This window comes from Dietzia sp. KRD202 (assembly GCF_017168155.1).
Taxonomy (GTDB): domain Bacteria; phylum Actinomycetota; class Actinomycetes; order Mycobacteriales; family Mycobacteriaceae; genus Dietzia; species Dietzia kunjamensis.
The window spans coordinates 392930-418624 of record NZ_JABFAN010000016.1 but is presented as its reverse complement, the minus strand read 5'-3'; the positions used below and the strand labels follow the sequence as shown (position 1 = coordinate 418624).

The following is a 25695-nucleotide window of genomic DNA, read 5'->3' as shown; positions in this document are numbered from 1 at the left end:
CCTTTGACCCCACCCCACCCGCGCCCGGCACGGGCGCCTCCAGCTCCAGCACCGGCGCGGCCAGCTCCACCACCGCCGCGGCCACCGACACCACGCCCGAGAAAGCCGCGCCCGAGAAGGCCACCCCCGAGAAGGCCACCCCCGAGAGCGCCAGCCGCTGGTGGGCCCGCAACAAACCCCACCACAGCGACATCGAAAAAGGCATCCGCGCCCTACTCCACGAACGCCTCGACGAACTCATCGACCCGCCGCCGTTCTGAACCGATCCGCCGTGCCAAGCGATTCGAGCCTTGTGCGGTCGCCGATCTCCCCCACCTCAGGAGGATCTTGGGGGATGGTGAGTGAATGAGCGCGATTCCCGCCAGCCCGTCGGACAATTCGCTGGCCGACGTCATGCCGTCAGTAGCCGCCGCCCTGGGTCTAGATCTACCTAACCCGCTGCATATACTGCCGGCTCGGGACGCGGTACTCGTACTCATCGACGGGCTGGGCGCCGAACTCATCCGCCGCCACGCGGAAGATGCCCCCACGCTCGCAGCGATGACCAGCCGCATGATCTCTGCAGGCTTTCCCTCGACAACGGCGACGAGCCTGACCAGCCTCGCGGTGGGCGCTCCGTGTTCCAAGCACGGCATCGTGGGATACAGCTTTCGGATCTCCGACGAGTCCGGCGGACCACCGAGGTCGTTCAACCCCCTGCGGTGGACGGTCGAATCGTCGAGCGGCCCCTCGGCGATGGATCGCTTCCCGCCCCGGCAGGTCCAACAGCAACCGAGCCTGCTCGAACTGCTCGCCGCGGACGGGGTCGACGTCACCTACGTCATGCGGGAGGACTTTCGCGAGTCAGGCCTGACCCGTGCAGCGTTCCGGGCGGAAGGCGACTATCGCGCTGCGAACTCTCTTGACGAAGTCCGCCAGGGCGTACTCGACACCTTCATCGAGCCGTCTCGCGCTCGACGGTTCGTCTACGCATACTTCGGCAACCTCGACCTCATCGGCCACATTCACGGGCCGGGATCTCCCGAGTGGCTGCAGGTCCTGCGCGAAGTGGACAGGAGCGTCGCAGACCTGGCCACTGACCTACCCCGCGACTGCAGGCTCGTACTGACTGCAGACCACGGGATGGTCACTGCTGAAACCGTTGTCGACATAGACGCGGCGCCGACGCTGCTCGCCGACGTCGAGACCGTTGCCGGCGAGCCCCGAGTGCGCCACGTCTACGCGCGACCGGGATCGGCCGACGATGTCCTGGACACGTGGCGATCAGAGTTGGCCGGGCGAGCCCGGGTGATCAGTCGTGAGCAGGCACTCGACGAGCACCTCTTCGGACCCGACCGAGACCACGCCGATCGTCTGGGCGACGTCATCGGCATCGCCGCCGGAGGGGTGATTCTCGCGCGTACACAGCTCGAGAAGATGGAGTCATCCCTGCTCGGCCACCACGGGGCCAACACCACTGATGAACAACACATTCCGCTGCTCATTCGTTGACCCCGTCTCCGACCCGGCCGACCTCCGGGTCAGCAGGTGACGAGCTCGGTCGGGTCGCTCGTGGTGTCCAGCCACCGGCCGTACGCGGGCGGACCCACCGCTCGCACATCGCTGCACAATTCCCCACGCGTGTACCCCGACGGCCGGTAGACCGCGTAGATGACATTGCCGTTCTCATCGCGAGAACGCAGGGACGGGCACGCCATGTCGGTACGGAGGTAGGACGCCCCCGGGTGCCTCGACAGCGCGGAAGAGATCTCCTCCGAGTAGGCCCCCGGCGTGACAGCCGAATACAGGACCACGATTCCCCGGCCATCGCAGGCCGGCCTCGACATCGGTGTGGCCAGGCCCAGATCCCCCGCCGCGCCCTCAGATCGCGGGCACTCGTTCAGGAACGCGGCCAGTTCGGCGGGCATCCCGTCACCCTCCGCATCATCCGAGCAGATCCCCGAAGGAATGCCGGTGTAGCGACTCCAGGTTCCGTCGGCGCGACCGAGGATGTACTGCGTGTCCCCGGCTGGTTCGCCGGCCGGAACGTCCACATGAGCGAGAGCCCAGTCGCCCAGGCACCGATCGATGTTCACATCCCGGCGGGTGATACCCGCTTCTGCCGCGATCTCGTCCGGGTCGCACGGCCCCACCCCCGCCACTCCTGCGCGCGTGCCGTTCCCTGTCGAGGCCGAGGGGGCGCCCTGCCTCGTCGTCCACGCTTCGGAGGGGGTCGTCGTGGGTGCGAAAGCCGCGCCCGGCTGGTCGTCGTCGGACGCGAGCAGGTACCCGACAGTGCCTGCGAGGGCGATCAGCAACACGACGATGAGCGCGCCGAGCGCCCAGACCACCGGAGAGCGACGCGCATCCTGCGGAGGCTCTCCGTACGAGGCGTGCCCCCACCCCTCGTTACCCCAGCCGGGTCCGTTGGGCGGACTACTCATGGTCACCACCAGCGACGGGGTCGGGTAACCGACCGATCCGATCTGAATGACGATCACTTTATCCGGTATCGCGAAGCGAGAGCCCCGGTTCGCCGACGGTCTCCCGAACGCGATGATGTCCCGACCACACTGCGCTGTCCTGAGCGTCCTGCGACCCGCGGCCCCCGGTTACCGGATGCGGACGCTGCCCTCCGTTATTACCGTCGGAGGCATGCGTGAACGCGCATGGCACGACCAGAGAGGAGCCCCGCACATGAAGGCAGTCACCTGGCACGGCAAGCGCGACGTCCGCGTCGAGGACGTTCCTGATCCGAAGATCCAGCAGCCCACCGACGCGATCGTCAAGATCACGAGCACCAACATCTGCGGATCGGATCTACACCTGTACGAGGTGCTGGGTCCTTTCATGAACGAGGGCGACATCCTCGGTCACGAGCCCATGGGAATCGTCGAGGAGGTCGGCGCCGAGGTGACCGGGCTCAAGCCCGGGGACCGCGTGGTGATGCCCTTCCAGATCTCCTGCGGCCACTGCTACATGTGCGACAAGGGCCTGAACACCCAGTGTGAGACCACGCAGGTCCGAGACCAGGGTATGGGCGCCGCACTGTTCGGCTATTCGGAGTTGTACGGCAGCGTCTCCGGCGGCCAGGCCGAGTACCTGCGCGTGCCGCAGGCCCAGAACACCCACATCAAGGTGCCGCACGAGCACTCCGATGACCGCTACCTCTACCTGTCCGACGTCCTTCCCACCGCGTGGCAGGCCGTCGAGTACGCCGAGATCCCCGACGGCGGCACGGTCGTCGTACTGGGCCTCGGGCCGATCGGGGACATGGCCGCGCGGATCGCCGCCCACCGTGGTCACCGTGTGATCGGCGTGGACCCGGTGGCCGAGCGCCGGGCCCGTCAGGCCCACCGGGGGGTGGAGGTTCTCGATCCGACCGACGTTCCCGGCGAGATCGGCGATGCGATCCGCGACATGACCGATGGCCGCGGGCCCGATTCCGTGATCGACGCGGTGGGGATGGAGGCGCATGGCTCGCCGATCGCCAGCGCTGCGCACGCCGCCGTCGGTCTGATGCCGAAGTTCTTCGGCAAGAAGATGATGGAGCACGCCGGGGTGGACCGCCTCGGGGCGTTCTACGGGGCGATCGACATCGTGCGCCGCGGTGGGGCCATCTCGCTCTCGGGCGTGTACGGAGGCACCGCCGATCCCATTCCGATGCTGACGTTGTTCGACAAGCAGATCACCCTGAAGATGGGCCAGGCCAACGTCAAGCGCTGGGTTCCGGAGATCATGCCGCTGCTCACCGACGACGATCCGCTGGGCGTCGACGACTTCGCCACCCACCGGCTCCCGCTGGCCGATGCGCCCCGCGCGTACGAGATGTTCCAGAAGAAGGAGGACGGCGCCGTGAAGGTGGTCCTCGAGCCGTGACGGAACTCGCCGGACTCCTCCTGGTCCGCCACGGTCAGAGCGTGGGCAACGTCGCCAATGACAACGCCCGTGCCGCCGGTGCCCACCGTCTCGACCTGGACCACCGTGATGCCGACACCCCGCTGTCGGAGTCGGGAGTGGGACAGGCTCGGGCCGTGGGCGCCTGGCTCGGCGGATTGCCCGAGGACGCCCGGCCGACGGTGTGGCTGACCTCGCCCTATCGCCGTGCGGCGGACACCGCCACGGCTGCGCTCGAGGCGGCCGGCGACATCTCACCGGGCGGCCGGGCGGGTGGCCCCGGGCTGCTCACCGACGAGCGACTTCGGGAGCGCGACCTGGGGATCCTCGACGGGTTCACCGGCCGGGGCATCCGGCAGCGGTACCCGGAGGAGGCCGAGCGACGGGACCGGATCGGCAAGTTCTACTACCGCCCGCCGGGTGGTGAGAGCTGGACCGACGTGTTGCTGCGCGTGCGGTACCTGCTGACGGACCTCCGGCAGCAGTACGCGGGCGAGCGGGTCTGCGTCTTCAGCCACCAGGCCGTGATCATGTGTTTCCGGGTTGCCTTGGAGCAGTTGGCCGAAGAGGAGGTCCTCCGGGTCGACCGCGAGGACCCGCTGCCCAACTGCTCGGTGACGATCTATCGCCAGCGGCAGCTCGCACCGAGGCAGCACCGCCCGGGGCGGCACGAATTGGTGGGGCACCACCCCGGCAGCGCTGGGCTCGAGCTGCATAGCTATGCCGACACGACGGCCGTGGAGCGCGGCCATGCGCCCACCACGCGGGAGTCGCCTTCAGGGAACGAGGAGGCGGCGAGATGAGCGGCGAGGTGAGCAGCGAGTCGGTCCTCTCGCACCATGCGCTGCGGGACTGGGCGCTCCCCTCCCCCGGTGGTGGAAAGGAGGGCCGCGGGCGGGTGCTGGTCGTCGGTGGCAGCAGGTCCACCCCGGGCGCTGTGCTGCTGGCCGCCGAGGCGACGCTGCGGTGCGGGGCCGGCAAACTACAGATCGCCACCGCCGGGTCGGTGTCGTCGTCGCTGGCGATCCACATTCCCGAGTCGAAGTCGATCGGTCTGCCCGAGGACGACGCCGGTGAACTCACCGCCGCGGGGGCGGACACGATCGTCGAGCTCGCCGAGGGGTGTGACGCCGTGGTGCTCGGCCCCGGGATCTGCGAGAAGGTCGCAGCGGTGGACTTGCTCTCGGACGTCGTGCCCCGGCTGGACACCACCCTCGTGCTGGACGCACTGGGGATGGCCTACGTCACCGAGAACCCCGGCGGACTCGCCCACCTCGACGGTCGCGCGGTCCTCAGCCCCAACCCCAAGGAACTCGCCCGGACCCTCGACGTGCCGGAGGAGGACGTGGAGGCCGACACCCCGGGACACGCCGTGGCGCTGGCCGAGCGCGCGGGGGCCGTGGTGGTGACCGGCACCGCGACCTCGTGGATCGCCGCCCCGGACGGCCGACTCTGGCGGGACGAGACCGGTTCGTTCGGGCTCGGGATCTCGGGGTCGGGTGACGTCAAGGCCGGGCTCATCGGCGGGCTGCTCGCCCGGGGCGCCGAACCCGCCCAGGCCGCCGCGTGGGCGACCCACAGCCACGGGCGGGCAGGGGAACGATTGTCCGCCCGGATCGGTGCGACCGGCTTCCTCGCCCGCGAACTGCTGGCCGAGATCCCCGGCGTCCTGGTGGAACTCTCATCCTGAACTGCTCCACGCGGAGGGGGAATCGTGCAGGTCCGAAGCCATCTCGTCGTGCGTCGTCCGTCCCGCAGCCCGGTGTCGACGACCGCCCGCAGCGTCGTCGCCGTTGTTCTCACCTCCGCCGTCACCACCCTCGCGGCCGCATGCGGCGGACCCATACCCAAGGACACCGACGGCAGCCTCGCGCGCATCACCGACGGCGTGCTCCGGGTGGGCGTGTCGGAGAACCCACCGTGGACCGAGGTGTACGACGACGGCCGCGTCGCCGGTCGGGAGGTCGACCTCGTCACCGGCTTCGCCGGAGCCCACGCTGCGGACGTCGAGTGGACGCCGGGCGCGGAGAGCGAACTGGCAATGGCGATGGCCCACGGTGACCTCGATGTGGTCGTGGGTGGGCTGACCTCCGACTCGCCGTGGGAGAAGGAGGTCGCACTGACGAGGCCGTACACCGAGGAGATCACCCCGGACGGGGATACCGAGAAGATGGTGATGGCCACTCCGCTCGGGGAGAACGCGCTGCTGGTGGCGTTGGAGACCTACCTCGCCGAGGCCGGGGGTGCATCGTGAGTGACGAGAGGGACAGGGGCCGGGGCGAACGCGAGGTGGCGGGCGTGGCCTCGGGGCTCGGTCGCGACGACCTGCCCGTCGAGCAGCGGGAAGCGCTGCGCCGGGCGATCCGCCTGGAGTGGGCCACCCTCGCGGTGATGACCGTGACCGTCGCTGCGGTGTACGCGGTGTCGGGTCAGTCGCAGGCGATGAAGGCCGCGTGGATCGAGGACTCGCTGTCGCTGCTCCCGCCGATCGCTTTCCTCGTGGCGATCCGGGTCTCCCGCATGCCGCCGACCGCCCGCTTCCCCTACGGCAGGCACCGCTCCGTCGGGATCGGGCACCTCGTCGCGGGGGTGGCGTTGCTCGCGATGGGGGCGTTCCTCGTCGTCGACTCCGGAACGGCTCTGCTGACCCGTGAACGCCCGCCGATGGGGGTCGTGGTGATCGGCGGGCAGGTGATCTGGTCCGGGTGGCTGATGATCGCGGTGATGGCGTTGTCCGTCATCGGGCCGCTCATCCTCGGTCGCATGAAGACCGGTCCCGCCGAGGCGCTGCACGACAAGGTGCTCTACGCCGACGCCGACATGAACCGGGCGGACTGGAAGACCGGACTGGCCACCATCGTCGGTGTGCTGGGCATCTCGCTCGGCCTGTGGTGGGCGGACGCGGTGGCGGCGCTCGTGGTGAGTGCGTCGATCGTCCGGGACGGGTGGTCAAACCTGCGCGGGGCGATCGAGGGACTCGCCGATGCGCGACCCACCCGGTTCGACGGCACGGACCCGCACCCGCTCGTGTACCGGATCGACGAACTGCTGGCGGGCGTCGACTGGGCGGATGACCACGGCGCGCGGGTACGCGACGAGGGGCACGTCTTCCACGTCGAGGCGTTCCTCGTCCCGGCCCGCGGCCGGGAGATCACCGTCGAGCGGCTCGCGGACGTGCGCCGGAGGCTGGCGGAGCTGAGCTGGAAGATCGAGGACGTGGTGGTGACGGTGGTATCGGAGGTACACGACGCCCACCGGCCCTGCTGACCGGCTGCACGTCGTCGCCCGGGCTGGCAGGCTCGGGGTATGACCTCACTCGAGACCATCCGAACCGCCATCGACACCGCGACCGAGCCCGAGGCGCCGGCGCTGGAGCGCGCCCGCATGATCATCGTGGACAAGCTCGGCGAGCGGGACAGTCTGGCGCTCGACGAGCTCGTCGAATCCGTCTGCGAGGCGTACGAGGCGCCGTCGGGCGAGCCGCTGCGGCTGGTCGACGTGGACCCGTCCGCGCCCGACTCCGACACCCCGGCCCTGCGGAACCTGCGTTACGCCCGCGCCGCGCGCACGGCCATCATCGACCTGCTGGACGAGGGGGCGATCGTGGCCGTCGATCCCCTGCCCGGCGACGGCGAGATGGTCCGCGCCACCGGCGAGGGGGACCCTGCCTGTGGTAACCACGACGACGGCAATGACAACAACGACGACGACGAGGTCACCGCCGCCAAGGAGACCACCGACGCGGCGGCCGCGAAGGCGGGAGCCGAGGAGATCGTCCTCGCGACGGGCCCGCAGCCCGAGGGGCGGCGGTTCGCGCTCGGGGACCGCTGACCCCCGGCCGGCGGGGTCGGGGCGCGACAGGGACGACTACAGGGTGAGCGTCTCGTCCGGGTGGTCGGTGTCCTTGAGCGGCTTCTGGGCCCCGCCGGACAGGGTGGTCTCACCGATCCGGGCCTCCCGGTAGCGCTCCGCCTGGGCCTGCGTGATGGGCTCGCGGGCGCCGTCCTTGGCGTAGCAGACGGGCAGCCAGGCGCCCTCGTTGTCCAGGCGGGCGACGATGCGCTGCCGGAGCCGGAACGGCTGGATCGAGTCGGACCAGGCGACCAAGAGGTCGAGGTTCGCGCCGCGGGCGTCGGGCGTCGAGTCGGTGCTGCAGAAGTGCTGGACGCTGCGCCACACCGCGAACTGCGCGCCGGTCACCGCGAGCGGATCGACGGTCGGGGCCTTGGCGGCGCGGGCGGACCGAGTCGGCCGGGTGCTCCTGGCGGGTGCGGGCGGAGGCGGCGGCGAGGAGTTCTCCCCGGCCTCCACGCGGCGGCGGGCTTCCTCCATCCGCTGCAATCGTCGTTCCGATGCCGTGCTTTTCTCGCCTGAGTCCCAGAACCCCGTCATGGTCCTCGACTTTACGCGGACCGCGGCCCGTCGCCCGAGCCCGAAGGCGGCGGTGGGGCGTACCTCACATGTCCAGCCCCAGATCGAGCACCGCGACGGAGTGGGTCAGGCCCCCCACGGCCAGGAACTCCACCCCGCAGCGGGCGTAGTCGGCGGCCGCATCGAAAGTCAGCCCGCCGCTGGACTCCAGCCGGGTGGCCGGTGAGACCTTGTCGCGGCGCTGGACCGCGATCTGGGTCTGCCAGACGGGGAAGTTGTCCAGCAGGACCAGGTCCACGCCCGCGTCCAACATCTGGTCGAGCTGCTCCAGGGAGTCCACCTCGACCTCGCAGGGCAGGTCGGGGAAGCGCTCGCGGACCGCGGCCAACGCCGGGAGCACCCCGCCGGCGGCCACCACGTGGTTGTCCTTGACCAGCACCGCGTCGCCGAGGCCCAGTCGGTGGTTGACCCCGCCGCCGCAGCGCACCGCGTACTTCTGCAGCAGTCGCATGCCGGGCATGGTCTTGCGGGTGTCGCGGACGGCGCAGTCCGTGCCGGCGAGCTCGTCGGCCCACGCCCGGGTCGCGGTCGCCACCCCCGACAGGTGACAGACGAGGTTGAGCAGGGTCCGCTCGGCGGTGAGCAGACCGAGTGTCGGGGCGCTGATCTCGGCCACCACGTCGCCGGCCGAGACGCGGTCTCCGTCGCGGGCGTGGCGCGTCACCGAGAAATCCGCCCGCCCCGGCTCGGCCCGGCCGAGCACCTCGGCCAGGACCATCTCGATCAGCGGCAGCCCGGCCACCACGCCGTCGGAGCGGGTCGCGAGGCGGGCCGTGGCACGGGCGTCCGCGGGCACCGTCGCCAGCGACGTGGCATCCGGGCCGTATCGCAGGTCCTCCTCGAGGGCACGACGGACCGCGATCAGGGCGTCCGCACGGGTGTCGGGATCGAAGTGCTCGTCGTCGTCGACCCCGGGTGCAGCCCCGCTCACTCCCCCGACCCCGGGTTGCCGATGGCGATCATCCGCTCGACGGACCCGCGCGCGGCCTCGGCCGTGGCGGGATCGACGTGCACCTCGTCGGCACCCTCGACGAGGGCGCGCAGGAGCGCGGCCGGGGTGATCATCTTCATGTAGGGGCAGCTGGCCTGGTCGTTGACCGGCAGGAAGTCGATCTCGGGCGCGGCCTTGCGCAGCTGGTGGATCATCCCGATCTCGGTCGCCACGAGGACCTCGCTGGCCCCCGAGGCGCGGGCGGCGTCGACCATCCCTCCGGTGGACAGGATCTTGACCTGATCGGCGGGGACCGCACCCTCGGTGGCCAGGTGCAGGGCGCTCGTCGCGCAGCCGCACTCGGGGTGGACGAACAGCTCGGCACCCGGGTGGGCCTCCGACTTGGCGGTGAGCTGGTCACCGTTGATCGCCGCGTGGACGTGGCACTCGCCCGCCCACACGAGGACGTTCTCGCGGCCCGTCTTGCGCCGGACGTGCGCACCGAGGAACTGGTCGGGAAGGAACAGCACCTCGCGGCCCGGGTCGATCGACTCGACGACCTCGACCGCATTGGAGCTCGTGCAGCAGATGTCGGTGAGGGCCTTCACCGCGGCGGTGGTGTTGACGTAGGAGACCACCACGGCGTCCGGGTGCTCGGACTTCCACTCGGCCAACTGCTCGGCGGTGATGGAATCGGCCAGTGAGCAGCCCGCGGCCTCGTCGGGGATGAGGACGGTCTTGTCCGGGGAGAGGATCTTGGCGGTCTCCGCCATGAAGTGGACGCCGCAGAAGATGATGGTCGACTGCTCGGCCTCCGCGGCGATGCGCGACAGGGCCAGGGAGTCCCCCACGTGGTGGGCGATGTCCTGGATGGCGGGGACCTCGTAGTTGTGGGCGAGGATCACCGCGTCGCGCTCGGCGGCGAGGCGGCGGATCTCGGCGGCCCACTCCGCGTCGGGCTCGACGCCCGTGTACACCGAGCCGTCATGGCGGATCCTCGCGGCCAGGGGCGAGTCGAGCCGCCCGACGGTGGTGTCCGGCCGCGGCGCGACCGTCGTGCCGTGTCCTGTGGCAGTGCTCATCGCTGCCCCCTCCCGGGTCGTTTCTCCGGGCCGATACGCCACCGGCCCCGTTTTCGACTTACAATCGAAAACATGATGCAGTGTAACACCGGTCACGAGGTGCTCGTCGTGGTGACCCAGGTCCGGCCGACCCCCGGCTCCACTGCACCGGCGCTCCACGTGATGCTGTGGCAGCACTCGCTCGGGCCGGCCGCCGGCCGGTGGGCGCTACCCGGCGGTGAGGTCCGCGACGACGAGGACCTGCCCGCCTCCGCCACCCGGCAGCTCGCCGAGAAGGTCGACGTGCGCTCGCTCAGCCACCTGGAATCGGTCGCGGAATTCTCGGACCCCGCCCGCATACCCGGCCGGCGCGTGTTCGCCTCCGGATTCCTCGGTGTCCTGCCCAGCGATGCGGATCCCGCCATCCCCGACGACACCGCCTGGTTCCGGGTCGACCATCTCCCCGACACCGTCTACGACCACGCCGAGATCGTCGCCCGCGCCCGCGCCCGCCTCGCCGCCAAGCTCTCGTATTCCACCCTGGGGTTCGCCCTGGCGCCCGTGGAGTTCACGCTGTCGCACCTCGCGCAGCTCTACGGCGCCGCCCTCGGCCACCCGGTGGACCCGACCAACCTCCAGCGCGTCCTGACCCGCCGCGGTGAGCTCGTGCGGTGCGGACGCAGCGCTCCCCCCGGGCCCACGGGCGGCCGGCCGGCGGCGCTGTACACGTTCGCAGAACGGCGCCTCCGGATCACCGACCAGTTCGCTACGCTGCGGCCGCCGGCGGGGGTGGGCTGACGGGGGCCTCGGGGTCTGCGAGGTACGCCAGCACCGCCACCGTGAACGCCGCGATCATCACCCCGAACACCACCCAGTCGAGACCCGGCGGGAACCAGTCCCATGACGGGCCGGACGTGCCGAAGACCATGCGGTCGAAGAACAGACTCCCGACCGCCGGAGCCTGCCGGACCACCTCGCCGTAGGGGACGTCATCCGGGGGCGCCGCGACCACGTCTGCCAGAGGCGTCGCGGCCGCAGCCGCGATCGCGCAGGCCACACCCGGCAGCAGCACGAGCGCCGGGACGCCATCCGGCCGCCGCAGGTGCGGGTGACGCCGCCACAGGACCATGACCGCACACACGGTCGCGAACCCCGACAGGACGATGAACACGAGCAGCTGGCTGCCACCGTCCACCCCCGAGTCCGGTAGCCGGAGACCCCGGCCGTCACCGACCGACAACAGCTCCGCCCGGGGCGCCGCGACGATCCACAGCAGCAGCGCGACCACGAACGGGCCCACCACGCCGAGCAGGGTCGACGCCGCGAATCGGGCCGCACCGCCGCGGTGCGGGGCCGTGGTCGACGACGGCGGGGACGACGATGTCGACGACGGGCTGGTCATGCGCACGGACTGTACCAACGCCGGTGGTGCCGACCCGTTGTGGTGTAATCGGACCCGGCTCCGCCGGTGTACGGCACGGTGCCCGGACGCCGGGCCGGGCCCCCACCGACCCACCGGACGACACGTCAGGAAGTACCCGCCAGTGGCCACCATCTCTCCTCCCGCGCCCGCTGGGCGGCGCCGCGGGAAGATGGCCTACCGACACGACATCGACGGGTTGCGTGGCCTCGCGATCGCGCTGGTGGTGGTCTTCCACATCTGGATGGGCCGCGTCTCCGGCGGCGTGGACGTCTTCCTCACCCTGTCCGGCTTCTTCTTCCTCGGCTCGCTCCTGCGCGGCGCCGGCGACCCCGGCACGCCGCTCTCCCCGCTTCCCCACCTGAAGCGGCTTGTCCGCAGGCTGTACCCGGCGCTGGTGGTGACGATCGCCGCCACCGTGCTGGGCACGGTGCTCGTCAAGCCGCCCACCCAATGGTCGACGATCTTCGAGCAGACCGTCGCCTCGCTGCTGTACTACCAGAACTGGGAACTGGCGCTGACCGCGTCCGACTACGTCGCCGCCGACGCGACCATCTCCCCGCTGCAGCACCTGTGGTCCATGTCCGTGCAGGGCCAGTTCTATGTGGTCGCCCTGGCGGTGATCCTGGGCGGGACCGCCCTCTGGCGCCTGATCGTCCGCAGGGGCACTCCGAAATGGCTTCTCGTGGGCATCGTCGCCGCGGGCACCGCCGCCTCGGTGTGGTGGGCCGTCCTCGGACAGGCCGACAATCAGGCGTGGAACTACTACGACACCGGCGCCCGCATGTGGGAACTGCTCATCGGCGGCCTGGTGGCCATCCTGCTGGCCGGAATCGTCCTGCCGTGGCCCCTGCGGCTGCTCACCACCGTCGCCGGACTCTTCCTGGTGGTGAGCACCGGCTTCTTCTTCGACGGCGCCGCCCACTTCCCCGGCCCGCTCGCCTGGTACCCCATCGGCGGCGCCCTGCTCATCATCCTCGGCGGCAACCTCCCGGTCGGGCAGCGCGCCACCCCGGCCAAGGACCCCGTCACCTGGCTCCTGTCCGGACGGGTGTTCCGGCGGCTCGGCGACATCTCCTACTCGCTGTACCTGTGGCACTGGCCGCTGCTCATCCTGTGGCTGTCCCACGACCGCGAAGCCGAGATCACGCTGGTCTCCGGCCTGACCATCATCGTCGTCTCGCTCGTGCTGGCGCTCCTCACCGAGAAGTACGTCGAGCGCCCGCTCCGCATGGCCAGCCGGGCGCGGGGACGCACCACCCCGGCGGCGGCGGCACGCGACCGGCAGCGGGGCGGCCCGGCCCGTTCGGCCCGTGAGCAGAAGCGATTCGTGGGGGCGAGCGTCGTCGTCGTCGTCGCCGTCGTTGCCAGCCTGGGGACCGTCGGCTGGTGGAGCGCCACCTCCGGCTCCCGTTCGTCCGTCCCGTACGTCGACTCCCTCACCGACCCGGACCACCCCGGAGCGCGGGCGTTCTTCGAGGGCGTCCCCGCACCCGACGACGCCCCCTACGTACCCTCCCTGCTCCAGGTCGGCAATGACCTCCCCGCCAGCACCATGGACGGCTGCATCTCGACCTTCGAGTCGACGGAGGTCGAGATGTGCGTGTACGGCGACGTCACCTCCCCCCGCACCATCGCGCTCACGGGCGGGTCGCACGCCGAACACTGGATCAGCGGCCTCGACGAGGTCGGCCGGCATTACGGCTTCCGGGTGGTCACCGTCCTCAAGATGGGCTGCCCCCTCACGCTCGACGCCTCGGTCTCCGACGGCGATGAACCGCTGTACGAGAGCTGCGCGGAGTGGACCCCGGAGGCACTCGCCGCCCTCGTCGGACTGGATCCCGACTTCGTGTTCACCACGGCCACCCGCCCGGTCGGGGTCGTGGGCCCCGACGTCACGCCCCGCCAATACGTCGACCTGTGGCGCGCGCTCGGCGAGCAGGGCATCGGCGTCATCGCCATCCGCGACACCCCGTGGCTCAACCAGGGACGCGGACCCATCCGCGCCAGCGACTGCCTCGGTGCCGGCGGCACCCCGGAAGAGTGCGGCATGCCGCGGGAGCGCTCCATCTCCCCCATCAACCCCGCCGCGATCGCCGCCGCGGGCCTCGACTCGGTTCGGCTGCTCGACCTCACCGACGGCCTGTGCGACCCCGAGGACTGCCCCGCCGTGGTCGGCAACGTGATCGTCTACCACGACTCCCACCACCTCTCGGGTTCGTGGGTCCGGTCCGCCTCCGGGGAGCTGGCGCGTCAGCTGGGGCCCGCGACCGGCTGGTGGTGAACAGCTGGCGGTGAACGGCCGGCGGTGACCTGCTTGCGGGTGGCCGACGGAGCCCACGACCCGCCTCCGCCTGCACGGCCACGTCCGGACGGCCCTCAGGCACTACCCTGGGTCGGGTGACCCAAGACGACGAGACGCAGTCCGCCCCGGAGCTCATCCGAGCCTGGCCCGGTACCCCCTACCCGCTGGGGGCCACCTACGACGGCACCGGCACGAACTTCTCCCTGTTCTCAGAGGTCGCCGAGCGCGTGGAGCTCTGTCTGATCGACGACGACGGCGGCGAACAGCGTATCGAGCTCGTCGAGGTCGACTACCACATCTGGCACTGCTACCTGTTCGGCGTGACGCCCGGTCAGCGGTACGGGTTCCGCGTCCACGGTCCGTACGAACCCTCCGACGGGCTGCGGTGTGACGCGTCCAAGCTGCTCATGGACCCGTACGGCAAGGCCTTCGACGGCTCCTTCGACGGGGACCCGAGTTTGCACAGTTACGACCTCGACAACCCGGACGAGCGCAACACCGACGACTCCCTCGGGCACACCATGACCACCGTCGTGATCAACCCGTACTTCGACTGGGGCAACGACCGCGCCCCCGGGCACGAGTACCACAACACGGTGATCTACGAGGCGCACGTCAAGGGCATGACCGCGACGCACCCGGACATCCCCGCCGAGATGCGCGGCACCTACGCGGGGATGGCCCACCCGGCGATCATCGACTACCTCACCGACCTGGGCGTCACCGCCATCGAACTCATGCCGGTGCACCAGTTCATGCAGGACCAACGACTCATCGACATGGGCCTGCGCAACTACTGGGGCTACAACAGCTTCGGGTTCCTGGCGCCCCACAACGAGTACGCGTTCTCCGACCGGCCCGGCGACGCGGTCAGCGAGTTCAAGGCCATGGTCAAGGCGTTCCACGAAGCCGATATCGAGGTGATCCTCGACGTGGTCTACAACCACACCGCCGAGGGCAACCACATGGGCCCCACCATCGGCTTCCGCGGTATCGACAACCAGGCCTACTACCGGCTGGTCGAGGGCGACGAGCAGCACTACATGGACTACACGGGCACCGGGAACACGCTCAACGTCCGGCACCCGCACTCCCTGCAGCTCATCATGGACTCGCTGCGCTACTGGATCCTCGACATGCACGTCGACGGGTTCCGCTTCGACCTCGCCTCCGCCCTGGCCCGCGGCCTGCACGACGTCGACCGGCTGTCCTCGTTCTTCGACCTCGTCCAGCAGGACCCCATCGTCAGCCAGGTCAAGCTCATCGCCGAACCCTGGGACGTCGGCGAGGGCGGCTACCAGGTGGGCAACTTCCCACCGCTGTGGACCGAGTGGAACGGCCAGTTCCGCGACACGGTGCGCGACTTCTGGCGCGGCGAGCCCGCGACCCTGGGCGAGTTCGCCTCGCGACTGACCGGGTCCTCGGACCTGTACGAGCACACCGGTCGCCGCCCCAACGCGTCGATCAACTTCGTCACCGCCCACGACGGGTTCACGCTCAACGACCTGGTGAGCTACAACGAGAAGCACAACGACGCCAACGGTGAGGACGGCAACGACGGCGAGAGCCACAACCGCTCCTGGAACTGCGGGGTCGAGGGCCCCACCGACGACCCCGAGATCATCCAGCTGCGCCACCGCCAGCGGCGCAACCTCCTCACCACGTTGATCCTGTCGCAGGGCACGCCGATGATCGCCCACGGCGACGAGATCGCCCGCACCCAGGGCGGCAACAACAACGTCTACTGCCAGGACAACGAGATCTCCTGGATGGACTGGGACCTGGACGAGGAGAAGCAGGACCTCCTGGATTTCACCCGGAACCTGGTCCAGCTGCGCAAGGACCACCCCGTGTTCCGTCGCCGCCGGTTCTTCGGCTCCCCGCTGCGTGGCGAGGAGGAACCGCAGGACATCGGGTGGTTCACCCCGGAGGGCTCGGAGATGACCAGCAAGGACTGGGACTCCGGGTTCGGCAAGTCCATGGCCGTGTACCTCAACGGCGAGGGGATCCACGAGCCGGACGTGCGCGGTCAGCGGATCGTGGACGATTCGTTCCTCATGCTGTTCAACGCCCACCACGAGCCCATCGAGTTCTCCCTGCTCGGCGCCGACTACGCCGAGAAGTGGGAGGTCGTCCTGGACACCGCCGACCATCTCGAGGAGCGCGCGGACGAGTTGAGCTCGGACGGCACCATCACCGTGGCCGACCGCTGCACGATCGTGCTGCGCAAGGTCAGCTGAGCATGGCCGCCGAGGACGAGACAGGGACCGGGGCCGGGCCGAGCCGGGGCGCCGCGCTGGCGAGCACCTACCGCCTCCAGCTGCGCACCCCCGCCTCGGACCCCGACGGCCGAGGCTTCACCCTGGCCGACGCCGAGGAGCTCGTGCCCTACCTGGCCGACCTCGGCGTCGGCGCGGTGTACCTCTCGCCCGTCCTGACCGCCACACCCGGATCCACCCACGGGTACGACGTCGTGGACCCGACCACGGTCTCGGCCGAACTCGGCGGGATCGACGCACTGCGCTCACTGCGTGCGGCGTGCCGGGCCCACGGGCTGGGTCTCGTGGTGGACATCGTCCCCAACCACCTCGGCGTGGACGAGCCGGCGGCCAACCCGTGGTGGTGGGACGCGCTGAAGCGGGGCCCCGACTCGCCGCATTTCCCGTTCTTCGACTTCGACACCGAGGACGCGAACGGGGCAGACGGCAAGATCGCGATCCCCGTCCTGGGGTCACCGGACGACGTGGCCGACCTCGTCGTCGTCGCACCCACCGACACCGACTCCGGCGAGGCCGAACTCGGCTTCTAGGACCATCGGTTCCCCATCACCCCGGGCACCGCCGACGGCACCGCGCAGGAGGTCCACGACCGTCAGCACTACCGCCTCGTGCACTGGCGAGAGCCGCTGCTGGGCTACCGGCGGTTCTTCACCGTGACCGGGCTGGCCGGGCTGCGACAGGAGGACCCCGCGGTCTTCGACGCCACCCACGCCGAGGTGCGCCGATGGTGCGAGGAGGACCTCGTCGACGCCATCCGCGTCGATCACCCGGACGGACTCGCCGACCCCGTCGGGTACGCGCGTCGGCTGCGGGAAGTCGCCGGTGACGACCGTGTGCTGCTGGTGGAGAAGATCCTCGCGCCCGGTACCGATTCGACCCCGCCCGAGGTGCTCGACCCCACCATGGGCGTCGACGGCACCACCGGGTACGACGCACTGCGGCTGATCGACCAGCTGCTCGTCGACCCCCGCGGTGAGGGCCCGCTGTCGGAACTGGCCCGACGGTACAGCGGCGGCCCCGGCGACGAGGACCAGGTCCACGCCCAGTCCGCCGAACTCAAGCGGCAGATCGTGGAGGAGGATCTTGCGCCCGAGCTGGCGCGGTTGGCGCGCGCGGTGCGCCGCGAGGCCGCTGTGGGGCCGGACGGATCCGGGGTCGACGGGTCCGGGGTCGACGGGTATGGAAGCGACGACGACGAGGACGCCCTCCTCCGGGAAGCGCTGATCTCGGTGGTCGCGCGCACGCCGTTCTACCGCGCCGACTACCCCGTCCTGCGTGGCACCCTGCCCACGATCCTCGGGGAGCTGCGTCGGCAGCGGCCCGGGCTGGCACCCGCGCTGGGGCTCCTGGCCGGGGCGCTGGCCCGCGGCGGCGAGACGTCCACCCGGCTCGCGCAGGTCACCGGCGCCGCCACCGCCAAGGCCGAGGAGGACCGGTTGTTCTACCGGCTCGGGCGGCTCGTCTCACTCAACGAGGTCGGCGGCTCCCCCGGGCGGATGGCCCTGCCCGTCGAGGCGTTCCACCTGACGATGGCCGAACGGGCCCGCGACACCCCGCTGGCGATGACGGCCCTGAGCACCCACGACACCAAGCGCGGCGAGGACGTCCGCGCGCGGATCTCGGTGCTCTCGCAACTCCCCGACGAGTGGGCCGACCTCGTCTCGCGCGTGTTCGACCGGTTCCCGCCGCCCGCCGAGGACGCCGGATACTTTCTGCTCCAGGTGATCGTGGGTGTGTGGCCCGAGCGGGGCGGACCGACCGACGAAATGCGGTCGCGCCTGCACGACTACGCCGACAAGGCGATGCGTGAGGCCGCCGTCCACACCACGTGGACTGATCCAGATGCCGAGTTCGAGTCCGGCGTGCACCGGTGGATCGATGCTCTGATCGACTCCGGCGGCGGGGTGCTCGGGCCGTTCGTCGAGCGCATCGCGCCGGCGGGCCGGGACAACTCGCTGATCGCCAAGGCCGCGCAGCTGCTCGGCCCCGGCATCCCCGACGTCTACCAGGGGACCGAGGTGTGGGAGGACTCCCTCGTCGACCCCGACAACCGCCGGTTCGTTGATTACGGGCCGCTGCGCTCCGGCGGCGTCGCCCGCGCGGGACACCCGAAGTTCGTGCTGGTCCGCGAGCTGCTGCGGTTGCGGCGGGCGCATCCGGAGACCCTGGCCGGCGGGGCGTACGTGCCGCTACCAGTGCAGGGGCCCGCCGCCTCCGACGTGGTGGCGTTCACGCGGGCCGTCGATGATCGGCCAGCAGTCGGGATGATCGCGCGGCGGCGCACCGCGGTGCTACCCGCCGCGGAGTTCACCGGGACCGAGGTGCTCTTGCCGGAGGGGTCGTGGTCGGTCCGCCCGGACGGGTCGCCGATCTCGGGCCGCGTCGATCTCGGCGAGCTGCTCAGCGAGACGGCGGTCGTGGTGATCATCCGCGAGGACGGCTGACTCGCGAGCTCGCCGGGTCGCCCAGTCGCCGGGTCGCCCAGTCGCCGGGCCCTCAGTCGCGAGGCCCTCAGTCGCGGCCCAGCAGTCGGTCGGTCTCCCTCCGCTCCCGCTTGGTGGGCCGTCCGGCGCCGCGGTCCCGCCGCGGCTGGGAGACCAGGACCTCCTTGGGCGGAGGCGGGGGCGAATGGTCGATGTAGCAGGTCGCGGCCACCGGGGCGCCGACCCGCTTGTTGACCGTCCGCACCACCTCGAGGATGCGGACCCGCCCGAGGGCGCCGGTGACCTGCACGCGGTCGCCGGGTACGACCGGCTTCGACGGCTGCACCGCCTCGCCGTTGACCTTGACGTGCCCGCCACGGCAGGCGGCCGCCGCCTTGGTCCGCGATGGGAACAACCGCACCGACCACGTCCACGCGTCCACCCGAACACTCATGGCGCGAGGATAACCCTGGCCGCCGGGGGTGCCTGAAATCCACCGACCTGTGTGCGATCCACCGATCCGCGTGCGATCAACCGACCTGTGTGCGATCCACCGATCCGGGTGCGATCCACCGAGGGATCTCCGTCGGCGGATCGTCATCCGATCGGTGCATCACCGACCACGCCCGCGAACCATCGTGGCGGGTGCAGGTTTTCCAGGCGGGTGCCGGACCCCGGGGCTCAGGCCGCGACGGGATAAAGGACCCGACGGACTTTCTCTGCCAACAGGCGCGGCTGCTCGAGATCCGCCCACCGCCAGTGCAGGATCCGATAGCCGAGAGCAAGAAGCTCGGCATCCCGGTCCTTCTCACGGCCGAGTCGGCGCCTCACCTCTGCACTGTCCGCGCCGTCGAAGTACTTGCCGAACCCGTCGCACTCCCCTATCACCCCGAACTCGCGCCACAGGAAGTCCACGCGGGCGATGCGGTTGCCGTGCCTGCCGATGATGTCCGCCTGGGTCTCCGGCGCCGGGAGTCCGAAGTCGGCCAGCGTCAGGCGGCTGAGCGTCTCGGCCACGCTCTCGCTCCGGCCATCGGTCAACGCCATAGACACCCGGGCTCTCCTGATCCCCGAGCGCCCGGCCGATTCCTCGAGCGCGCGGTCCAGAGCGGCCGGGTCGATCAGTTCACCGTGGAGTGCAGCATCCGCGACGGCCACACTCGCATCCCGACCAACGGTCCGCGCGAGATCCATCACCGTGCGCGCGGGAGCAGTGACTCGCAGGCCATCAACCCGGGTCACCTCGTCCTCGCGGAGAGCGCCGAGATGATGCTTCATCGCCCGGGTCGTGTGGGTTCGCCAGCACTGATGGTCTGCCGAGACCGCAACCTTTCCCAGAGGCAGTCCCCACGAGGGCAAGCCGTATATGAGAGCCGCGGATGCGTGCGAGAACACCGGCGAGTCGAGCGCCGCATCCGCGGCCAACACGTTCAGCAGGTGCCTCTCCCCTTTCGGAAGTCGGCGGGCTACGCCGTCCACGTAGTAGCCCGGTCTGAGACGGACCAGATCGCCTGAGGAGACCGCCCGGCTCATCCGCTGAGAGGTCATACCGTCGGCTCGCAACCGAGAGGCCGTCAGGAGGAGGGATCGCAGTTCGCTGATGTCAGTCACGACCCGATAATGGCCGGGCGCCGTGATCGACATGCCGCCAATGAGCACCCGGAGCGCACCACCTGTGGAGGGGGAAGGCCCCTGTGGATATCACGGTCACGCATTGCCGGCCTTTCGCGACAACCGCAGATCTAACTACGATCCACCGAGCGATCCCGCCTGGTGGATCGCCGACCGATCGGCGGGTTAAGGATCGGCGGGTTAAGGATCGGCGGATTGGGGCCGGCGGGATGATGGAAGGTTCGGATGCGCGCCGCAGGCCCGGGCGCTCCTGCTGGCCCGGCCGCCCCTGCCGAACCGGGCCGCGTGCGAGACTTGGGCTCACACCTGTCGACAGTGCCCCCGGAGGACCCATGACCAACACAGCCGAGTCGTCCACCAAGGACGCAGTGTCCGCGTCAGCGACCGTAGACGCCGCCGCCACGCTGGAGCAGCTCCTCGACGACCGCTACAGCTGCCGGGGATTCACCTCCGAGCCGGTCCCGGAGGAGACGATCGACCGGATCTTCCGCATGGCCCAGCGCACCGCATCGTGGTGCAACTCGCAGGCATGGCAGGTCGAGCTGGTGACGGGGCAGGCGACGGCCGCGTTCGGCAAGCACCTCACCGACCATGTGCTCTCCAACGACATGCGCTCGGATTTTCCCGCCCCGGAGCGGTATGACGGTGTGTATGGCGACCGCCGCCGGGCGAGCGGCTTCGGGCTCTACTCGGCGCTCGGCATCGAGCGGTCTGACAAGGACGCCCGGCTGCGTCAGATGCTGGAGAACTACCGCTTCTTCGGCGCCCCGCACGTCGCGGTGATCACCTCGGACGCGGGCCTGGGCACGTACGGGGCGGTGGACTGCGGTGGTTACGTGTCGACGTTCCTGGCAGCTGCCACGTCGCTGGGCGTCGCCACATGTGCCCAGGCAGCGATCGCTCTGTACTCGGATGCGGTTCGCGAGCACCTGCAGATCCCCGAGGACCGCCTCATCGTCTGTGGGATCGCATTCGGCTACGCCGACGCGGACCACCCCGCCAACACGTTCCGGGCCGAGCGCGCCGACCTGTCCGACGTGGTGCGCCGCCACGGCTGATCCGGGCTCGGCTGAGGCGGGTTCGGTTGAGCCGGGCTCGGCTGCGGCGGGCTCGATTGAGCCGTCGCCGCGACTGCGCCCACCCGGGCCGCAGCCGGATCAGCACGGTTGGCGTCAGTACAGCTCGCGCTTCTGGTCGGGCTTGCCGGAGATGGCCTTGCGGACCTTGTTGCCGTTGTAGATCGCCACGATGGCGGCGAGGATCGCCACCACGGTGAAGAACGAGCTCGCGAACAGCGCGATCGGCAGCGACACGGCCGTCACGCCCAGAGCGATAGCGGTGGTGCGCGCATCCTTGCGGACCTGCTGCTTCTGCTGCTCGATCGAGTTCGGCTGGTAGGGCTGCATGCTCATGTAGTCAGGATTCCACATCCCGGCGAACGGCCGCGTTCTCGGTGGTGGCCACCCCTGCGGACTCCCACTCGACCCCGCCGGAGGTGCGGGCGGCCAAGATCGGCCCGACCACGGTTAACTCCCCCGCGACGGTCAACCGCACGCGCCGGCCGTAGTCGACATTCATCACCCAGGCCCCGGCGGAGCGCAGCGCCCCCTCGAGCCCGCCGGCCACCGAGTGGTCGACCTCGGCCGTCCACGCCGGGGTACGGGTCACCTCCGCCACGCGACCGCCCCGCCACGCGGAGTCGACCGCCCCGGACACCACCGCCGAGTAGGCCCGCGCCAGCCCGCCGGTGCCCAACTTGGTGCCGCCGAACCACCGGACCACGACCGCGCACACCCCGGTCAGGCCACTTCCCCGCAGCACGTCCAGCATGGGTGTCCCGGCGGTGCCGGAGGGCTCGCCGTCGTCGTTTGACCGCTCGATTCGGCTGGCCCCGGGAACGTCCACGATGAAGGCACTGCAGTGGTGGCGAGCCGACGGGTGCGCGGCCCGGAGTTCGGCGATCAGGGCGCGGGCGTCCTCCTCGTCGTCGCACCGTCTCAGCACGGCCACGAACCTGGAGCGTTTCTCCTCGTACTCCCCCCTCACGTCCGGTCCGGCGGTGAGCCGGAGCACGCGGGGCGGGGAGTCGGTCATGTCCCCAGTATCGCCGTCGGTCGTGGATGGGCACAGGTCGGCCGACGGTGGTCGCTCGCCTCTCCCCGCGGCGGCACGTTTTCCCTACGCTGGGCGGTGTGACCTCACCGAGCCAAGCGACCCCGACCGACACGAGCGCGCCCGCCACGACCGTCCCCGCCGCCACCCCGCGCGACGAGATGTTCTCCGTCTGGGCGCCCGAGGCCCGCGCGGTGGGGCTGGTGCTGGACTCCCCCGACTCCGACCCTGTTCCGATGCGACGCGCCCCGGGCGGCTGGTGGACGTCCGGCACCCCCCGGGAGCAGGGCAGGGACTACGGGTTCGTGGTGACCGGCGACGACGACGAGGTCAGCCCGCCGCGGCCCGACCCGCGGTCGCCGCGTCAGCCGAACGGGGTCCACGGGCTGTCTCGGGTACACCGCCTCGAGGAGTCCCGCTGGACGGACCAGGCGTGGACGGGACGGCAGCTGGCCGGATCGGTGATCTACGAGATGCACGTGGGCACGTTCTCGGCCGGCGGGACGCTGACCAGCGCGATCGAGCACCTCGACGAGCTGGTCGAGCTGGGCGTGGACATGGTCGAGGTGATGCCGCTCAACGCGTTCAACGGCGAGTACGGCTGGGGCTACGACGGGGTGGCGTGGTTCGCGGTGCACGAGCCGTACGGAGGGCCGGACGCGTTCCAGCAGTTCGTCGACGCCTGCCACGCTCGCGGGTTGGCCGTGTGTCTGGACGTGGTCTACAACCACCTGGGCCCGTCCGGGAACTACCTGCCGGAGTTCGGGCCGTACCTGTCGGCCGCGGACGGGCCGTGGGGGTCCGGGCTCAATCTGGACGGTGAGCACTCGGGCGAGGTGCGGCGGTACATCATCGACAACGCGCTGCGCTGGTTCGACGAGTTCCACGTGGACGCGCTGCGGCTGGATGCGGTGCACGCGCTGCACGACGCCTCGGCGGTGCATCTGCTGGAACAGTTGGCGGTGGAGGTGGAGTCGCTGGCGACCCATCTCGGACGGCCGTTGTCGCTGGTGGCGGAGTCGGATCAGAACGATCCGCGGACGGTCACCGCGCGTGAGGGCGGCGGCATCGGGCTGGACGGGCAGTGGGACGACGACGTGCACCACGCCGTCCACGCCGCCGTGTCCGGGGAGCGCCAGGGCTACTACGCCGACTTCGGGTCGCTCGAGTCGCTGCGGCAGGTGCTCACCGGGGCATTCCTGCACGCCGGGACCTACTCGGCGTTCCGTGGGCGTGTGCACGGGCGGCCGCTGGATGTGAGCCGGGTGCCGGGGTCGCGCTTCGTGGCCTACACGCTGACGCACGACCAGGTGGGCAATCGCGCGGCCGGCGATCGGCCGTCGATGAACCTCACTCCGCAGCAGCAGCTGGCCAAGGCCGCCATCGTCCTCTGTTCGCCCTTCACCCCGATGCTGTTCCAGGGTGAGGAGTGGGGCGCGCGGACGCCGTTCTGCTTCTTCACCTCGCATCCCGAGCCGGAGCTGGCCGAGGCGGTCCGCCAGGGCCGGACCCGCGAGTTCGCGGCGATGGGCTGGGATCCGGAAACCGTGGCGGACCCGCAGGATCCGGAGACGTTCCGTCGCTCGGTGCTCGACCGCACGGAGCAGTCGGTCGATGAGCACGCCGAGATCCTGCGGACCTACCGTGCGCTCATCGCTCTGCGGAAGGCCGAGCCCGAGCTCAGCGACCCGTGGCTGGGCTCGGTCAGGGTCGACTGCGGGGTGGAGGCCGACGACAACCGATGGCTCGTGGTCCACCGCGGGTCGCTGGCGCTGGTGGTGAACCTGGGCACCGAGCCGTCGCGGGTCCCGCTGACCGGCGAGGCGGTGTTCGCCTCGGGCGCGGTCGCCGACGACGACTCGGTGTTCTGCCAGGCGTTCGGCTTCGCGGTGCTGCGGACGCGCTGAGACGACGTCACGGTGGACGCCGCCCGCGCGTGAAATCAGGTCAGGTCAGGTACTCGTACGCCGCGGTGCCCGGCTCGAGGCGCTCACAGTCGATGCGGGAGGCGTCCATGCGCTCGAGCAGCGAGTGCAGGCCGGTGGCCGAGCCCAGCTCGATGCCCACGAGCGCGGCGCCGTACTCGCGGTTGTTTCGCTTGAGGTACTCGAACTGCGTGATGTCGTCCTCGGGCCCCAGCACCTCGTCGAGGAAGCGGCGCAGCTGGCCGGGCTCCTGCGGGAACTTCACCAGGAAGTAGTGCTTGAGTCCCTTGTGGACCAGGGAGCGTTCGATGATCTCGCTGTACCGCGAGACGTCGTTGTTGCCACCGGAGACCAGGCAGACGACGGTGGCACCCTCGTCGATCTCGAGCTGCTCCAGCGCGGTCACCGCCAGTGCCCCGGCGGGCTCCGCGATGATCCCCTCGTTCTGGTACAGCTCCAGCATCTCGGTGCAGACCGCGCCCTCGTCGACGGTGAGGACCTGGATCCGCTCGGTCATCGAGGAGATGACCCCGAACGGGAACTCCCCCAGCCGTGCGACGGAGGCGCCGTCCACGAAGGTGTCGACGGTGTCGAGGGTGACCGGCTCCCCCGCCTCGAGCGCCCGGGTCAGGGACGGGGCCCCGGTGGGCTCGACGGCGATGATCTTGCAGTCCGGCGCGTACTCGGCGAGGTAGGTCGCCAGCCCACCGACCAGCCCGCCACCGCCGACGGGGACCACCACGGCATCGGGCGTCTCGTCGAGCTGGGCGAGGATCTCGGCGGCGATCGTGCCCTGTCCCGCCATGGTGTCGGGGTGGTCGAACGGCGGGACCATGGTCGCCCCGGTGCGCGCGGCGTCGGCTCGGGCGGCGGTCTGGGCGGCGTCGAAGTTCGTCCCCGTCACCACGAGCTCGACCGAGTTCCGCCCGTGGGCGAGGATCCGGTCGCGCTTCTGCTTGGGCGTGTTGGTCGGCACGTAGATCCGGCCGTTGATGCCCAGCACCCGGCAGGCGAAGGCGACGCCCTGGGCGTGGTTGCCGGCGCTGGCCGTCACGACGCCGGCACTGCGCTCGTCGCTGTTCAGCTGCGCCATGAGGTTGTAGGCGCCGCGGATCTTGTACGAGCGGACGTCCTGCTGGTCCTCCCGCTTGAGCAGGATGTGCGCGCCGGTCTGCTCGCTCAGCCGCTCACTGACCTGGAGGTCGGTGCACCGGACCACGTCACCGATCCGGCGGGCGGCGGCGTCGATGTCGTCGGGGGTGACGACCTGGGTCGTGGCGGAATCGGTGACGGTCACAGC

Annotated in this window: 22 protein-coding genes and 2 pseudogenes; 14 read left to right on the top strand and 10 right to left on the bottom strand. The window is 70.6% G+C overall.

Annotation, left to right across the window (positions count from 1 at the left end; genetic code table 11):
- Positions 1-260: pseudogene (locus J1M64_RS12585) on the top strand (hypothetical protein); the annotation flags it as partial.
- Between the two features lie 85 nt (positions 261-345).
- A complete protein-coding gene (locus J1M64_RS12580; protein ID WP_206474324.1) occupies positions 346-1491 on the top strand; it encodes an alkaline phosphatase family protein in 1146 nt (381 codons plus the stop codon).
- Between the two features lie 29 nt (positions 1492-1520).
- On the opposite strand, the gene J1M64_RS19945 is transcribed toward J1M64_RS12580, so the two are convergent.
- The gene (locus J1M64_RS19945; RefSeq protein ID WP_254050468.1) at positions 1521-2480 is read right to left on the bottom strand and encodes a hypothetical protein; all 960 of its coding nucleotides are present in this window, start codon (positions 2478-2480) and stop codon (positions 1521-1523) included.
- A 196-nt stretch (positions 2481-2676) separates the two neighbouring features.
- Here J1M64_RS19945 and J1M64_RS12570 point away from each other — a divergent pair, with 196 nt between their 5' ends.
- From J1M64_RS12570 to J1M64_RS12545, 6 genes are read left to right on the top strand one after another with little or no spacing between them, the layout of a single operon-like run.
- Positions 2677-3858, top strand: a complete 1182-nt coding sequence (locus tag J1M64_RS12570; RefSeq protein WP_206474323.1) for a zinc-dependent alcohol dehydrogenase — start codon at positions 2677-2679, stop codon at positions 3856-3858.
- A complete protein-coding gene (locus J1M64_RS12565; RefSeq protein ID WP_206474322.1) occupies positions 3855-4679 on the top strand; it encodes a histidine phosphatase family protein in 825 nt (274 codons plus the stop codon). Before J1M64_RS12570 ends, J1M64_RS12565 begins: the two co-directional genes overlap by 4 nt.
- Positions 4676-5566 (top strand): NAD(P)H-hydrate dehydratase, encoded by an 891-nt coding sequence (locus tag J1M64_RS12560; RefSeq protein ID WP_154830791.1) that lies wholly within the window; start codon positions 4676-4678, stop codon positions 5564-5566. Before J1M64_RS12565 ends, J1M64_RS12560 begins: the two co-directional genes overlap by 4 nt.
- Before the next feature lie 24 nt (positions 5567-5590).
- The gene (locus J1M64_RS12555; protein WP_244294385.1) at positions 5591-6130 is read left to right on the top strand and encodes a transporter substrate-binding domain-containing protein; all 540 of its coding nucleotides are present in this window, start codon (positions 5591-5593) and stop codon (positions 6128-6130) included.
- Entirely contained in the window at positions 6127-7143 is a 1017-nt protein-coding gene (locus J1M64_RS12550; protein WP_307872432.1) for a cation diffusion facilitator family transporter, read from the top strand. The genes J1M64_RS12555 and J1M64_RS12550 overlap by 4 nt, the downstream gene beginning before the upstream one ends.
- Before the next feature lie 39 nt (positions 7144-7182).
- Entirely contained in the window at positions 7183-7707 is a 525-nt protein-coding gene (locus tag J1M64_RS12545; protein ID WP_206474321.1) for a hypothetical protein, read from the top strand.
- Positions 7708-7743: 36 nt separating this feature from the next.
- Here J1M64_RS12545 and J1M64_RS12540 read toward each other — a convergent pair whose 3' ends face one another.
- The 3 genes from J1M64_RS12540 to nadA form a co-directional block, all read right to left on the bottom strand.
- On the bottom strand, positions 7744-8268 hold the full coding sequence (locus tag J1M64_RS12540) for a hypothetical protein (protein WP_163376499.1): 525 nt from the start codon (positions 8266-8268) through the stop codon (positions 7744-7746).
- Between the two features lie 64 nt (positions 8269-8332).
- A complete protein-coding gene (gene nadC / locus J1M64_RS12535; protein WP_374220849.1) occupies positions 8333-9238 on the bottom strand; it encodes a carboxylating nicotinate-nucleotide diphosphorylase in 906 nt (301 codons plus the stop codon).
- Positions 9235-10320 (bottom strand): quinolinate synthase NadA, encoded by a 1086-nt coding sequence (gene nadA, locus J1M64_RS12530; protein WP_163376500.1) that lies wholly within the window; start codon positions 10318-10320, stop codon positions 9235-9237. The genes nadC and nadA overlap by 4 nt, the downstream gene beginning before the upstream one ends.
- Before the next feature lie 72 nt (positions 10321-10392).
- On the opposite strand from nadA, the gene J1M64_RS12525 reads away from it, so the two are divergent.
- Positions 10393-11097 (top strand): NUDIX domain-containing protein, encoded by a 705-nt coding sequence (locus tag J1M64_RS12525; protein ID WP_069389992.1) that lies wholly within the window; start codon positions 10393-10395, stop codon positions 11095-11097.
- Here the strand turns inward: J1M64_RS12525 and J1M64_RS12520 are convergent.
- The gene (locus J1M64_RS12520) at positions 11066-11701 is read right to left on the bottom strand and encodes a hypothetical protein (RefSeq protein ID WP_206474320.1); all 636 of its coding nucleotides are present in this window, start codon (positions 11699-11701) and stop codon (positions 11066-11068) included. The two genes, J1M64_RS12525 and J1M64_RS12520, sit on opposite strands and share 32 nt — an antisense overlap.
- 142 nt (positions 11702-11843) lie before the next feature.
- Here J1M64_RS12520 and J1M64_RS12515 point away from each other — a divergent pair, with 142 nt between their 5' ends.
- The 3 genes and pseudogenes from J1M64_RS12515 to treY all read left to right on the top strand — a co-directional run bounded on the left by J1M64_RS12515 (position 11844) and on the right by treY (position 18747).
- Positions 11844-14003, top strand: a complete 2160-nt coding sequence (locus tag J1M64_RS12515; RefSeq protein ID WP_206474319.1) for an acyltransferase family protein — start codon at positions 11844-11846, stop codon at positions 14001-14003.
- A 116-nt stretch (positions 14004-14119) separates the two neighbouring features.
- Positions 14120-16264 carry a glycogen debranching protein GlgX gene (glgX, locus tag J1M64_RS12510; RefSeq protein WP_206474318.1) on the top strand — a complete coding sequence of 715 codons (2145 nt, stop codon included), beginning with the start codon at positions 14120-14122 and terminating at the stop codon, positions 16262-16264.
- 2 nt (positions 16265-16266) lie between these two features.
- Positions 16267-18747, top strand: a pseudogene (treY, locus tag J1M64_RS12505) (malto-oligosyltrehalose synthase).
- A gap of 67 nt (positions 18748-18814) precedes the next feature.
- Here the strand turns inward: treY and J1M64_RS12500 are convergent.
- Entirely contained in the window at positions 18815-19180 is a 366-nt protein-coding gene (locus tag J1M64_RS12500) for an RNA-binding S4 domain-containing protein (RefSeq protein WP_067713829.1), read from the bottom strand.
- A 227-nt stretch (positions 19181-19407) separates the two neighbouring features.
- Positions 19408-20370: a type IV toxin-antitoxin system AbiEi family antitoxin domain-containing protein gene (locus J1M64_RS12495; RefSeq protein WP_082923781.1), complete on the bottom strand. Its 963-nt coding sequence runs from the start codon at positions 20368-20370 to the stop codon at positions 19408-19410.
- Between the two features lie 320 nt (positions 20371-20690).
- Here J1M64_RS12495 and J1M64_RS12490 point away from each other — a divergent pair, with 320 nt between their 5' ends.
- Positions 20691-21416, top strand: coding sequence for a nitroreductase (locus J1M64_RS12490; protein ID WP_206474317.1), 726 nt, complete (start codon positions 20691-20693; stop codon positions 21414-21416).
- A gap of 114 nt (positions 21417-21530) precedes the next feature.
- Here the strand turns inward: J1M64_RS12490 and J1M64_RS12485 are convergent, their stop codons facing one another.
- Positions 21531-21770 (bottom strand): hypothetical protein, encoded by a 240-nt coding sequence (locus tag J1M64_RS12485; protein ID WP_067713823.1) that lies wholly within the window; start codon positions 21768-21770, stop codon positions 21531-21533.
- A gap of 4 nt (positions 21771-21774) precedes the next feature.
- Positions 21775-22452: a YigZ family protein gene (locus J1M64_RS12480; RefSeq protein ID WP_206474316.1), complete on the bottom strand. Its 678-nt coding sequence runs from the start codon at positions 22450-22452 to the stop codon at positions 21775-21777.
- A gap of 179 nt (positions 22453-22631) precedes the next feature.
- On the opposite strand from J1M64_RS12480, the gene treZ reads away from it, so the two are divergent.
- Entirely contained in the window at positions 22632-24377 is a 1746-nt protein-coding gene (gene treZ, locus J1M64_RS12475; protein ID WP_241261501.1) for a malto-oligosyltrehalose trehalohydrolase, read from the top strand.
- A 40-nt stretch (positions 24378-24417) separates the two neighbouring features.
- Here treZ and ilvA read toward each other — a convergent pair whose 3' ends face one another.
- Positions 24418-25692, bottom strand: a complete 1275-nt coding sequence (gene ilvA / locus J1M64_RS12470; protein WP_082923776.1) for a threonine ammonia-lyase IlvA — start codon at positions 25690-25692, stop codon at positions 24418-24420.
- Positions 25693-25695: the final 3 nt, after the last annotated feature.

Coding starts and splice junctions, on each gene's coding strand:
- J1M64_RS12580 (WP_206474324.1), top strand. CDS start 346: ATGAGCGCGATTCCCGCCAGCCCGTCGGACAATTCGCTGGCCGACGTC.
- J1M64_RS12570 (WP_206474323.1), top strand. CDS start 2,677: ATGAAGGCAGTCACCTGGCACGGCAAGCGCGACGTCCGCGTCGAGGAC.
- J1M64_RS12560 (WP_154830791.1), top strand. CDS start 4,676: ATGAGCGGCGAGGTGAGCAGCGAGTCGGTCCTCTCGCACCATGCGCTG.
- J1M64_RS12545 (WP_206474321.1), top strand. CDS start 7,183: ATGACCTCACTCGAGACCATCCGAACCGCCATCGACACCGCGACCGAG.
- J1M64_RS12540 (WP_163376499.1), bottom strand. CDS start 8,268: ATGACGGGGTTCTGGGACTCAGGCGAGAAAAGCACGGCATCGGAACGA.
- nadA (WP_163376500.1), bottom strand. CDS start 10,320: ATGAGCACTGCCACAGGACACGGCACGACGGTCGCGCCGCGGCCGGAC.
- J1M64_RS12525 (WP_069389992.1), top strand. CDS start 10,393: ATGATGCAGTGTAACACCGGTCACGAGGTGCTCGTCGTGGTGACCCAG.
- J1M64_RS12520 (WP_206474320.1), bottom strand. CDS start 11,701: ATGACCAGCCCGTCGTCGACATCGTCGTCCCCGCCGTCGTCGACCACG.
- J1M64_RS12500 (WP_067713829.1), bottom strand. CDS start 19,180: ATGAGTGTTCGGGTGGACGCGTGGACGTGGTCGGTGCGGTTGTTCCCA.
- J1M64_RS12495 (WP_082923781.1), bottom strand. CDS start 20,370: ATGTCGATCACGGCGCCCGGCCATTATCGGGTCGTGACTGACATCAGC.
- J1M64_RS12490 (WP_206474317.1), top strand. CDS start 20,691: ATGACCAACACAGCCGAGTCGTCCACCAAGGACGCAGTGTCCGCGTCA.
- J1M64_RS12485 (WP_067713823.1), bottom strand. CDS start 21,770: ATGAGCATGCAGCCCTACCAGCCGAACTCGATCGAGCAGCAGAAGCAG.
- J1M64_RS12480 (WP_206474316.1), bottom strand. CDS start 22,452: ATGACCGACTCCCCGCCCCGCGTGCTCCGGCTCACCGCCGGACCGGAC.
- treZ (WP_241261501.1), top strand. CDS start 22,632: ATGTTCTCCGTCTGGGCGCCCGAGGCCCGCGCGGTGGGGCTGGTGCTG.